The sequence below is a fragment of the Chamaesiphon sp. GL140_3_metabinner_50 genome (assembly GCF_025361915.1).
GTDB lineage: Bacteria > Cyanobacteriota > Cyanobacteriia > Cyanobacteriales > Chamaesiphonaceae > Chamaesiphon.
Map to the genome: position 1 here is coordinate 1 of NZ_JANYJC010000358.1, position 11,246 is coordinate 11,246.

The 11,246-nt window shown below is 45.1% G+C and carries 12 protein-coding genes; 5 read left to right on the forward strand and 7 right to left on the reverse strand.

What is annotated here, in order from left to right:
• The 5 genes from Q0R35_RS17525 to fabI form a co-directional block, all read right to left on the reverse strand.
• On the reverse strand, positions 1 to 1,926 hold a 1,926-nt coding region (locus tag Q0R35_RS17525), incomplete at its 3' end, for a DNA polymerase (RefSeq protein WP_295621447.1).
• Positions 1,927 to 2,072: 146 nt separating this feature from the next.
• Positions 2,073 to 2,615: a hypothetical protein gene (locus Q0R35_RS17530; RefSeq protein ID WP_295621450.1), complete on the reverse strand. Its 543-nt coding sequence runs from the start codon at positions 2,613 to 2,615 to the stop codon at positions 2,073 to 2,075.
• A gap of 426 nt (positions 2,616 to 3,041) precedes the next feature.
• Positions 3,042 to 3,311 carry a DUF5615 family PIN-like protein gene (locus tag Q0R35_RS17535; protein WP_295621453.1) on the reverse strand — a complete coding sequence of 90 codons (270 nt, stop codon included), beginning with the start codon at positions 3,309 to 3,311 and terminating at the stop codon, positions 3,042 to 3,044.
• 3 nt (positions 3,312 to 3,314) lie between these two features.
• Complete coding sequence (locus tag Q0R35_RS17540; protein WP_295621455.1) at positions 3,315 to 3,641, reverse strand: DUF433 domain-containing protein; 327 nt, start codon at positions 3,639 to 3,641, stop codon at positions 3,315 to 3,317.
• 132 nt (positions 3,642 to 3,773) lie between these two features.
• A complete protein-coding gene (fabI, locus tag Q0R35_RS17545; RefSeq protein ID WP_295621458.1) occupies positions 3,774 to 4,550 on the reverse strand; it encodes an enoyl-ACP reductase FabI in 777 nt (258 codons plus the stop codon).
• A 381-nt stretch (positions 4,551 to 4,931) separates the two neighbouring features.
• Between fabI and ntcA the strand changes: the two genes are divergently transcribed.
• Positions 4,932 to 5,609, forward strand: coding sequence for a global nitrogen regulator NtcA (gene ntcA / locus Q0R35_RS17550; RefSeq protein ID WP_295621461.1), 678 nt, complete (start codon positions 4,932 to 4,934; stop codon positions 5,607 to 5,609).
• 150 nt (positions 5,610 to 5,759) lie between these two features.
• Here the strand turns inward: ntcA and Q0R35_RS17555 are convergent, their stop codons facing one another.
• Positions 5,760 to 5,966 carry a hypothetical protein gene (locus Q0R35_RS17555; protein WP_295621463.1) on the reverse strand — a complete coding sequence of 69 codons (207 nt, stop codon included), beginning with the start codon at positions 5,964 to 5,966 and terminating at the stop codon, positions 5,760 to 5,762.
• A 348-nt stretch (positions 5,967 to 6,314) separates the two neighbouring features.
• Between Q0R35_RS17555 and glyA the strand changes: the two genes are divergently transcribed.
• Positions 6,315 to 7,598 carry a serine hydroxymethyltransferase gene (gene glyA, locus Q0R35_RS17560; protein WP_295621466.1) on the forward strand — a complete coding sequence of 428 codons (1,284 nt, stop codon included), beginning with the start codon at positions 6,315 to 6,317 and terminating at the stop codon, positions 7,596 to 7,598.
• A gap of 127 nt (positions 7,599 to 7,725) precedes the next feature.
• Here the strand turns inward: glyA and Q0R35_RS17565 are convergent, their stop codons facing one another.
• A complete protein-coding gene (locus Q0R35_RS17565; RefSeq protein WP_295621469.1) occupies positions 7,726 to 8,220 on the reverse strand; it encodes a bifunctional nuclease family protein in 495 nt (164 codons plus the stop codon).
• Positions 8,221 to 8,392: 172 nt separating this feature from the next.
• Between Q0R35_RS17565 and ribE the strand changes: the two genes are divergently transcribed.
• The 3 genes from ribE (at position 8,393) to Q0R35_RS17580 (ending at position 11,123) form a co-directional block, all read left to right on the forward strand.
• On the forward strand, positions 8,393 to 9,085 hold the full coding sequence (ribE, locus tag Q0R35_RS17570) for a riboflavin synthase (protein ID WP_295621471.1): 693 nt from the start codon (positions 8,393 to 8,395) through the stop codon (positions 9,083 to 9,085).
• A gap of 214 nt (positions 9,086 to 9,299) precedes the next feature.
• On the forward strand, positions 9,300 to 10,745 hold the full coding sequence (locus Q0R35_RS17575) for a HAMP domain-containing sensor histidine kinase (protein WP_295621474.1): 1,446 nt from the start codon (positions 9,300 to 9,302) through the stop codon (positions 10,743 to 10,745).
• A gap of 108 nt (positions 10,746 to 10,853) precedes the next feature.
• A complete protein-coding gene (locus tag Q0R35_RS17580; RefSeq protein WP_295621477.1) occupies positions 10,854 to 11,123 on the forward strand; it encodes a YciI family protein in 270 nt (89 codons plus the stop codon).
• Positions 11,124 to 11,246: the final 123 nt, after the last annotated feature.

An 11,246-nucleotide genomic window follows, 5' to 3' on the forward strand; every position in this document is an offset into this window, starting at 1 on the left:
GGTGGAGTAACCGGATTTAGTTTGGCGGATGCCTTTGGTGTCTAATTGGAGTTTTTCAAATAATATCTGCGCGAGTTGTTTTGGCGAACCGAGATTGAATTTTTCACCTGCGAGTGTGTAAGTTTGTTCTTCGATTTTGGCTAAGTCTTCAGCTAATACTAGCGAGAGTGTTTTCAGATATTCAGCATCAATATTGATACCCCGATCTTCCATGTTGGCAAGGATCGGTTCGAGGGGTAATTCGATGTCTTTCAACAGTGCGAGTAACTTAGGTGCGGCGGCTAATTCGGCTGTAAGGAGATCGTAGAGGCGGTAGGTACCCCAAACATCCATCCCGCAATATTCGGCGACGGCGGGGATACTAATGTTCGCGATAGTTTGTCCTTTTGGTACTAAGTCATCGTAACTCTGGGGGACGATGCTCAGATAGCGGCTGGATAAATCGGTGAGGTTGTGGCTGCTGTCGGGATTTAAGACATAGCTCGCCAGCATCGTATCGAAGACAACGCCTTGGAGGTTAATACCTTGGTTTTTAAATACCAATCGATCGAATTTTGCATTCTGCAATACCTTCGGATAAGTCGCAGATTCTAGGATTGGTTTGAGATTTTTCAGGACTAACTCTAGCTCTAAATTATCACCTTTCTCGTGCCCGATGGGAATATATGCCATCCTGTCAGATTCGGCTCCCCAGCAACAACCAATCCCCACTAATTCTGCATTGCGCGGTTCTAAGTCAGTAGTTTCTGTATCCCAAGCAACGGGACGATTTGGATCGGTATGTTGTAGAAGATTGGTAATTAAAGCCTGTAATTTCTCGACAGTATCGATAATTTGTGGTTGAATCGGTGATAGCTTGCTGAGTTGAAATTTATCAGTATCTTCAGCACTAAAAAACCACATATCATCACCACCATCATCATGAATGACGATCGATCCACTCGTACTCACAATCTCTCGTACTGGCTCGTGAGGATGATTGATACTCTCAGGAGTCGGAGCCGCCGCGCCACCAAAAGCTTCTTGTAGTTTCTCAATATCTTTACTAAATCGATGCAGTTCTAATGTTTGCAAAATTGGCTGCACCTGTTTAAAATCAAACCCAGTTAATTTCGTCTCTGGTAACTCAATTTCTAACGGCACATCAGTAATAATTTTCGCCAAATATTGCGAATGAGTAGCATCCTCCTTACCTGTAACTAGCTTCTTCCCATTTGCACCTGGAATCTCCTCCACGCGATCGTAAATAGTCGCCAGATCTCCATATTCATTCAACAGCTTCACCGCCGTCTTATCACCAATTCCCCGCACACCAGGAATGCTATCCGACTTATCCCCACATAAAGCCTTATAATCGACAATCTGCGCCGCAGTCACTCCCATCTTATCGAGTACACCCTGCTCGTTCATCTCGGTTACAGATGCCCCACTTTGCGAGTAAGCTGATGATAGGTACAAGACACTTACCTTACCCAGATCGCTCACTAATTGAAACATATCCTTATCACCAGATAAGATCTTCACCTGATAACCCTCGCGGCTAGCTCTCCCCGCCAGCGTCCCCAATACATCATCCGCCTCAAATCCCACCGCCGTAATCGTCGGTAAATTCAAAGCCGTTAGTAGTTGGTATAAGTTCTGAATATCGATCGTAAAATCTTCAGGCGTTTCGGCTCGATCGGCTTTATAATTATCATCAGCCTCATGCCGAAAAGTCGGCGCGCGTAAATCAAACGCGATCGCCATTGAATCCGGTTTCTGACTATTAATAATCTCCACCAAAGCCTTGACAAATCCAAAACAAATACTCGTCGGCACTCCCGCCGAAGTCGTCAAGCCGCCGCTCTTACTTTTGGCATATGCAAAGTAAGAACGGTAAGCTAAAGAATGACCATCGACAAGAATTAGTAGGGGAGTTTGAGACATACGATCGAGTAGATTAACCTAGTTAAATTATACACAATCCGTAGGGGCGGGTTTATGGGATCGCCTACGGATAATACTAAAAATCTAAATCAAACCCGCCCTCCCCAGCGATAATCGATTGCATGTAATTAATCTGCAAATCTCTACTACTGTTTTAAATCGTCAAATAGACTCAACTGTCCTTCTGGTATCGGATAAAGCTCTAGATATCTGTCCAGATTAAATAAACTTAATTGTCCTGGGGGTATCGGACAAAGATCGATCGATTCCTCTTCTATTTTATCTTCATCTAAAATATTGTTTCGTTTTTTAACTCCAAACCATTTTCCTCCAGCATCAAATTCATCTGGATTAGCCCAACCAAAAAATTCGTCAAATAAACTTCTGCTTTCAGTTTCGACACTTTCATCTTGAAAAGCTGCAAGTCTTTGATGAAAATTAGTAAGTGAATTAGATACTATTCTATTAGCGTTGTCAATATATGTTTGTAGTACTTGCTTAACTCTTTGGTTTTCAATATCACTATATAAACCAAAATCATCCGCCCACTTATATTCGGTCACCGGACAGATAAATAAACCCCAAATTGGATCGCCCATTTTCTCGCGACAGACAGTATCATATATCTCTTCATTATCTATGCCGATTAATTCTAGCTCTTGAAGCAATTCGAGCAATAATTCTGGCATTGTGTCAAAGAATGTCATTATATGTACTGATAAAAAATCTGTAGGTTGGGTTGAGCGATAGCGAAACCCAACTCACTCACCAACATCCTAGAAATGTTGGGTTTCATTCTTCAACCCAACCTACCTTAAAGGATCTATCTATCAATTCAAGCCACCAAAGCTCACACCAACATCATAACCAATTCTCACCGTAAATAACCTTGCCATCGGTCTATTTTGCTTGAGTTTGAAAAATGTAGGTTGGGTTGAGCGATGGCAAAACCCAACTCACTTACCAGTATCCTGGAAATATTGGGTTTCATTCTTCAACTTACAAACACATAAATCATAATTATTTTGCCGGACGAACTACCCGAATCAAATTACCTGGCAGAAATTCTTGCGAAACGATCGATTCATGTCGCCGAATTGCCATGCTCGATTCTCTTACGAGAGGCTTCGCCAACGATTTGGATCGTTGGTGCAGACAATAATACCGCAATGCTGGGCATCGGCACGATGTAATCGCACAAAATTATCTCGATTTAAGGTCACAACCGCTCGATCTTCACCAATGGCAAAAGATAACACATCCTCATCAGGAATACCCAAATTGCCTTTGCCAGCTTCTTGCACAGTTAAAACATCATGTCCCATTTCCCTCAGTAGCTGACTCACTACTTTGGGAAACTGCTCGTCCATATACAACCGCGCCATTACCTATACCTCGTTATTGACACGAATTGCTGCGGCAATTTCTTCAGAATAAGCATCAGCGTAGCTCCACGCATTGACTAAATCGGCGGCGGTAATGTGGGAATAATCCTGTAATAGTTGGGCTTCACTAATGCCCAACTGCTGTGCTTCGACTAATAGCCAAACCGCAATCCGCGTTCCCGCAATGCAGGCTGTTCCGCCACAGACACCTGGAGTTTTGGTAATGCCCTTACCGCTCATGTTCAGAGTTTTAGTCAGGCTTTGAACCATCTCCGCTTTATCAGAAAGCGATAAAGTTAGCAATTGACTTTCGATTTCTTGGCGAGTCATAATGATTTCTTTTATAAAAAATCATAACAAATATCGATGTACAACCGTGTCAACCGAAATCTATGCGACTTGTGCGTACAGCTTAAAAATGAGGGTAGAGAGTGGAGCATCCCTCATTTCTAAGATGTAAGATTACATGCCGATCGTTTCGTAACCAGCATCGACATAAACAATTTGTCCGGTAATCCCACTAGCCAGATCGCTACATAAGAAGGCCGCCGTATTACCAACTTCAGTCTGCGTCACTGTCCGGCGTAATGGTGCTACTTTCTCAACATGGTGAATCATATCTAAAATACCACCGACAGCCGAAGATGCCAATGTCCGAATCGGGCCAGCAGAAATACCATTGACGCGGATATTATGAGGGCCGAGTTCTGATGCAAGATAGCGTACGCTCATCTCTAAACCCGATTTGGCAATTCCCATCACGTTGTAATTGGGAATTACCTTCACCCCGCCGAGATAAGTTAGTGTGACGATACTCCCACCTTCTGTCATCAGGGGTTTCGCCGCACCTGCCAGCCGAGTGAGCGAGTAGGTACTAATATCCATCGCCTGTGCGAAACCAGCACGAGAAGTTTTGCTAAAATCGCCAGATAGGTCTTCTTTATTGGCAAATGCCAGACAGTGGATCAAAATATCCACGCGTCCCCATTTTTCGCCAACTTCGGCAAAAGTCCGATCGATTTGTTCGTCATCTTGAACGTTGAGTGGTAGATAAATGCTAGGGTTGAGGGGAGCGACTAATTCTTCCACTTTGCGCTCCATTTTACCTTTCTCGTCAGGAAGATAGGTAATCCCGATATTAGCTCCCGCCGCATGGAGTTGTTGAGCGATTCCCCATGCGATCGAACGATTGTTGGCAATTCCAGTTACTAGGGCATTTTTGCCGCTTAAATTTAGCACGATAATTCTATTCCATACTTATAACTCGCACGGCTCATGATATCAGTTCGCTGCGAACAGTTACCAGTTACTTGTGTGGCTAGGGGTAGGGAATCGGAAGTGGGTTGTTAGCTGTTCTTCACTTCCCATAGTGCAAAATCGTCACTAGCAACTTGGCTCATCTCTGGGTGCTTCGTATTCTGTGATACAAAAAACTAGCGGCAAGTCAGATTAAGTGATGTGTAATACCATTCGATCGAGAGTCGCAGTTCAACAATTTCGACAAGATCCAGTACCTAGCGACCTTCGTTAGTCCATAAGCGATCGAGCGCGAGAAGATTTACACTTCGATCGAGTCTGAAATTGTAAGTCCCAAATATTCCAAGTGAGTGCAAATTTAAGATGGTCATGATGCAAGATAAACCGCTAGCTACCGTCTTTCAGCAAATGGCTGGAGGCGAGTTTCCACCTGTAATCGAGACATTCGATCGTAATAAGACTATTTTCTTCCCTGGCGATCCGGCAGAACGCGTCTATTTTCTTACTAAAGGTGCCGTAAAGTTGTCGCGGGTCTACGAAGCAGGCGAAGAGATTACAGTGGCTCTACTGCGCGAAAATAGCGTATTTGGGGTGCTATCTCTGATTACGGGGAATAAGTCTGACAGGTTTTATCATGCGGTTGCATTTACCCCCGTCGAGCTATTATCTGTGTCGATCGATCAATTTGAAAAATCGCTGAAAGAAAATCCCGAACTCTCGTTAATCGTCCTTAGAGGTTTGTCGTCACGAATTCTCCAAACTGAAATGATGATCGAAACTCTGGCACATAGAGACATGGGATCGCGCCTTGCCAGTTTCCTACTGATCTTGTGTAGGGATTTTGGCGTACCTAATGGAAATGGCATTACGATCGATCTTAAATTATCCCATCAAGCGATCGCCGAAGCCATCGGCTCTACTCGCGTTACTGTCACGCGATTGCTCGGAGACTTGCGCGATGGCGACAATCAAACCATCTCGATTCAAAAGAAAAAAATTACCGTTCATAATCCGGTGGCTTTGAGTCAGCAGTTTAATTAGGTGTTAGGGAAATTAGTTAGGATGCTTGCTTCGCCAGCTTAATTAGGTTTTAGAGTCTACTAAGGATTTTAGAAAGATGCTTGCATCCTAAACGCCTGAATTTAAGGCTCACAAACAAAAACCTAATACCTAACACCTAACGCCTAACGCCTAATCAATTTCCACCAACCTAAACCCCATCTGACACTCATAAGTATCGGCTTGTGGTTCGGTGCAAAAATTGAGATTGCGGATAAGACGACCGCAACCGAGTTTACCTTGTTGCCAGCGCGGTCTGCCATCGCGATCGGCCATCAGGCAGGCTTGACAGACTAGTTGCGGCGCAATAATTTGGTTATCGATAACTACTACTAACATGTACCACCTCCATTTTTGGATTGGGTAGAGCTGAATTATCTATCGTTGGACAGATTTACAATCGACGATCGCCCATATATCTATCTTATCCGTGCTACTGAAATAGTGACAATTTCACTACCGCACTTGGCGATGAGCTAGTTTAGTGTTAATGGCTCGATCGAAACCGTAACAGATAGTGCTAAATTCGACTGGTGTTAGTCGATTGCCAGTAGCTAACCACAGGAGAGAAGATGCTAGTGGGGAAACATAATCGGTGGGAGAATCGATCTCGATTAGCTATAATCGATAGTCTGGGAGACCACATCGATTTCGCAATCTCCAACCTATTTCAAACAGACTAGCATCATGGCAAAAACTAACTTAGAATTTTTAGTAGAGACAGATCCCGCGATCGCAAGTTTAATCGGTTCCGAGCTAGGTCGCCAACGCAGCCATCTCGAATTGATTGCCAGTGAGAACTTCACTTCGGCGGCGGTAATGGCAGCACAGGGTTCGGTACTTACAAATAAATATGCCGAAGGTCTACCCAGCAAGCGTTATTATGGTGGCTGCGAATTTGTAGATGAGATCGAACAAATTGCGATCGATCGAGTTAAGCAGTTATTCGGTGCGGCGGCGGCAAATGTCCAGCCTCACTCTGGCGCGCAAGCTAATTTTGCCGTCTTTCTAACGCTCCTCAATCCTGGGGATAAAATTATGGGGATGGATTTATCCCACGGCGGACACCTTACCCACGGTTCACCAGTCAATTTTTCAGGTAAATGGTTCGATGTCAATCACTATGGTGTCAGCCAGGAAACCGAGCAATTAGATTACGACCAAATTCGCGATTTGGCAAAAAAACATCGTCCCAAACTACTAATTTGCGGTTATTCTGCCTATCCTCGGATTATCGATTTTGCTAAATTCCGCGAGATTGCCGATGAAGTCGGTGCGTTCTTGATGGCAGATATCGCGCATATCGCTGGATTGGTTGCCACCGGACACCATCCTAACCCAATTCCTTACTGCGATGTCGTAACTACGACCACTCACAAAACCCTCAGAGGCCCTCGTGGTGGCTTGATTATGACTCGCGATGCCGATTTGGGTAAAAAACTCGACAAGTCGGTGTTCCCTGGCAGTCAAGGTGGCCCCTTAGAACACGTAATTGCTGGTAAAGCAGTTGCCTTCGGCGAAGCTCTCCAGCCCGCCTTTAAGACCTATTGCGGCAATGTAATTACCAATGCCCAAGCACTGGCTAGTCAACTCCAACAACGGGGCTTTAAAATCGTTTCTGATGGGACTGACAATCATCTGATGTTAGTCGATCTGCGATCGATCGGCATGACTGGCAAACAGGCAGATCTTTTGGTTAGCGATGTAAATATCACTGCCAACAAAAATACCGTACCTTTCGATCCGGAATCTCCATTTGTGACTAGCGGTTTGCGACTCGGTTCGCCTGCAATGACTACTCGCGGAATGGGTACGACTGAGTTTGTAGAAATTGGTAACATTATTGCCGATCGATTACTCAATCCTGAAGACGATAAAGTAGCTAACGAATGTATGCGTCGGATTGCCACTTTATGTGAAGGGTTCCCACTCTATCCCCATCTCAGTGTCCCCGTTCCAGCATTAGTGTAAGTTCCAGCCTGGAGTGCGCGAGATTGAGCATCGCACTCCTTAACCTACTACCTCATCCACATTGTCGGATGAGGTATGGCAACACCGTAGTAATGTAGCCTAAAACCTAACACCCAACACCTAACACCTACCCAGCATAGCCACCTTTGCGAATCAGATCGTCAGGACGCAGATTAGAGACAAAGCTGCGGAAAGCTTGGCGTTCTTGCTCGTCAGCATCGCGATCTACGGGAATCGAAGCATCGGCGATGACTTCTTCGATTACCCAAATTGGTGCTTTAGTACGAATGGCGATCGCAATTGCATCGCTAGGACGAGCATCGATTTCGCGAATTTGACCGTTAGTATTAATTGCGATCGATGCGTAAAAAGTATTATCTTGTAGTGAATTAATTGAAATTCGCTCGACCTTGAGATCGCAACTTTCAAATATATTCACAATCAAGTCATGCGTAAACGGTCTGGGAGGTGTCTGTTTTTCTAATGCATTAACGATCGCCTTTGCTTGCTCCTGAGAGATGTAAATCGGTAAAGCGCGACGATCTGATGCATCTTTGAGTAAGACAATCGGACTCCGCGATACCGCGTCCAATGCAATCCCCGCTACTTTCATTTCAATCATGGTGTGGTTTCCTGTAAATTATTTACCGATTTAGGTGGTGGCGAACGTTAAAGTTTAAAATAAGAGCCGAGTTTGTTCGGAGCAAGCTCGAACTTGGGCGGTTCCGTACCTATATGTATCAAGGATGACCTATGAAACGCTCGATCGCGAATAGTAATTTGACTGAAAAAAGATGTTTACAGGACTAGTTCAATCGCTGGGAAATTTACGCCTTTTGACTGAAGACAGGCTAGAAATCTTATGTGGATTTTCATACGCAGAGATCGTCTTAACCGATTTAACTATTGGTGATAGTGTAGCTGTAGATGGGGCATGTTTAACAGTAGAAGAAATTTTGCCGCAGGGGTTTATTGTAACTGTTTCTCCTGAGACTATAGATCGTACAACGATCGGGCAAAGAGATCGCACATCAACGCCAGCAAATTTAGAAACATCTCTACGCGTTGGTGGCAAAATTGGCGGTCATTTTGTGACGGGACATATCGACGGAATCGGTAAGCTGGTTTCGAGTAAATCTACCGCTACTTCTTGGGAAATGCGCTTCGCCGCACCAGAATCGCTTGGCGAACAATGGGTAAATTACATAAGTCGTTATTTAGTTTCTAAGGGAAGTATTGCGATTAATGGCGTAAGCCTAACGATCGCTGATTGCGCTGCAAATGGTGACTGGTTTACAGTTGCCGTAATTCCCCATACATATTCCAACACAAATCTCGCCCAGCTTCAGCCGAATGAGTGGGTAAATTTGGAAGCCGATATTTTAGGTAAATATGTCGAAAAGTTGATGGGTGCGACTCAAAACGATCGCAGCCATAAGCACGAAATTATTACACCAGATTTTTTGGCAGCAAATGGGTATCGTTAACATTCGCACACGATCGGGATTACTGTGGTGGTTACCTAGCCTAAGTGGTTTTAACCACTCCTCGTGATGCGAAGTCCGCCGCGACTTTAGTCGCAGGCATCTAAAATCTACATAAGACGGATATTAGCCTAAGTATAGTTCGGTTTTACACCTGCGATCGAGTGTTGTAGATCCGTTACTCTCTGAATGTGAGTATTAGAGAGCGGGATAAATTGTGGTCAGAAAGTGGTTGCTCCCAACATTGAGCGAGGTATTAGCAAAAGCAGAACCGACGGGAATCGATCTGCTCGTACCCGAATTTAACCCCTTAGATTCCCAGCCGTCTGAAGATCGCCAGGAATTGCTACTCAAAGCTCATAGCCAGTGGCAAAGTGCGATCGCGTCTGTAGAAGCATTACTATTAAAATCTTTACCCCATCCCATTGGCGTTGCCGATCTCAGTGAAGAAACCGTCATCGAAGGATTGCTAATTACCGCACCATTACCTTTATTTAGCCACCCCGCGATCGTTTCTCAACTTCACACCATTACTTTTACCACTCCTCACGCCAACCGCCAATTACTACCATGCAAGTCTACAGGTAGCGATCGAGATTTTGCCCTGTCACACCATTTTCCAGTCGAATTACTCCCCACAGATCCTCTCGCTGACGAACGCTTTTGCTTAGTACTAACCGATCGATTTAGCTTAGTCGTAGTATTGGGTGAAGAAAATGGCGAACCGCGCTGTCAATTTTCTTTCGATCCCGACGATCTCGATCTGGCATGGAAATCGCTACGGGGGAGAATTATGCTCACCGCACCGCACTACCTCGCCGATCTCGACGAACTAGCCGCGCAATTTAGCCCGATCGAGCCTGATTATCGGTGGGTGATGGCATTCAGTCAATATCTGCTAGAACACCAGCCTACCGCCCAGCTAGCCACCGCTCCAGAGCCGATCGAAGTCCCGACTAAACTTGCGGCGGATGTCGAACTAATTCAAGCACTCACCCACGAAATCCGTACGCCATTAACTACCATCCGCACCATGACGCGGCTGCTATTACGTCAGCCAGATTTATCGCCACACGTACTCAAACGCCTCAGCGCGATCGATCGCGAGTGTACCGAGCAAATTAACCGGATGGAGCTAATTTTTAGTGGCGTAGAATTGGCATCTACCGCACCATCTCCAGCAGTAGATCTCACCACCATGTCTATCGGCGAACTGCTAGAGCAAAGTCTCCCCCAATGGCAACAACAAGCCGAACGCCGCAATCTCAATCTCGCCGTCGCTATTCCGCACAAGCTCCCCGCCGTCGTCAGCAATCCGACAATGCTCGATCGCGTTTTAACAGGCTTGGTAGAAAACTTTACCCGCAATCTGCCCTCTGGGAGCCATATTCAAGTCGAAGTTACTCCCGTTGGCGACAGATTAAAACTTCAATTTCAATCTCAACCAGATACCGACGAACGCACCCATACTACTCCCAAAGCACGACACGCGATCGGGCAATTACTCACTTTCCAACCAGAAACTGGCAATCTCAGTCTCAATATGAGTGTGACTAAAAATCTCTTTCAGCTCCTCGGTGGTAAACTAGTAGTACGCGAACATCTCCAGCAAGGTGAAGTTCTCACCATCTTTTTACCACTCTCTACCCTGGCACATAGTTAGGTATTAGGCTTTAGGTATTAGGTATTAGACATAATTATATTTCTTACTCCTTACTTCTTACTCCTTACTCCCAGTCCCCCCGTCCCCCAGTCCCCCAGTCCCCCGCCCATGCCTTGGTTTGTCAAAATTGAAACTGGAATAGTTCCTAAAGTAGAATTCGATCGATATATCCCAGCGCACAAAGCTTACGTGCAGGGTTTGATCGATCGCGGACATCATGCTAAAACTGGATACTGGGCAGAGCGTGGTGGTGGGATGATGTTATTTGAAGCTGATTCGCTAACTGAAGCCGAACGAATTATCGCCGCCGATCCTCTGGTTCAAAACCACTGCATTACCTACCAACTACATGAATGGCGCATTGTGATGGGCGAGTAAGGAGTAAGAAGTAAGGAGTAAGGAGTGCCAAAACCTAAAACCTAAAACCTAAAACCTAAAACCTATTTCCGTCCCACTTCCGAGAGAGTATAAAGAGGACGATGTTTGACTTCTTCGTAGATT

Excerpts from the sequence above, each read along its gene's own strand:
- Q0R35_RS17530 (WP_295621450.1), bottom strand. The coding sequence starts at position 2,615 with ATGCCAGAATTATTGCTCGAATTGCTTCAAGAGCTAGAATTAATCGGC.
- Q0R35_RS17535 (WP_295621453.1), bottom strand. The coding sequence starts at position 3,311 with ATGGCGCGGTTGTATATGGACGAGCAGTTTCCCAAAGTAGTGAGTCAG.
- Q0R35_RS17540 (WP_295621455.1), bottom strand. The coding sequence starts at position 3,641 with ATGACTCGCCAAGAAATCGAAAGTCAATTGCTAACTTTATCGCTTTCT.
- ntcA (WP_295621461.1), top strand. The coding sequence starts at position 4,932 with ATGGTCATGATGCAAGATAAACCGCTAGCTACCGTCTTTCAGCAAATG.
- Q0R35_RS17555 (WP_295621463.1), bottom strand. The coding sequence starts at position 5,966 with ATGTTAGTAGTAGTTATCGATAACCAAATTATTGCGCCGCAACTAGTC.
- glyA (WP_295621466.1), top strand. The coding sequence starts at position 6,315 with ATGGCAAAAACTAACTTAGAATTTTTAGTAGAGACAGATCCCGCGATC.
- Q0R35_RS17565 (WP_295621469.1), bottom strand. The coding sequence starts at position 8,220 with ATGATTGAAATGAAAGTAGCGGGGATTGCATTGGACGCGGTATCGCGG.
- ribE (WP_295621471.1), top strand. The coding sequence starts at position 8,393 with ATGTTTACAGGACTAGTTCAATCGCTGGGAAATTTACGCCTTTTGACT.
- Q0R35_RS17580 (WP_295621477.1), top strand. The coding sequence starts at position 10,854 with ATGCCTTGGTTTGTCAAAATTGAAACTGGAATAGTTCCTAAAGTAGAA.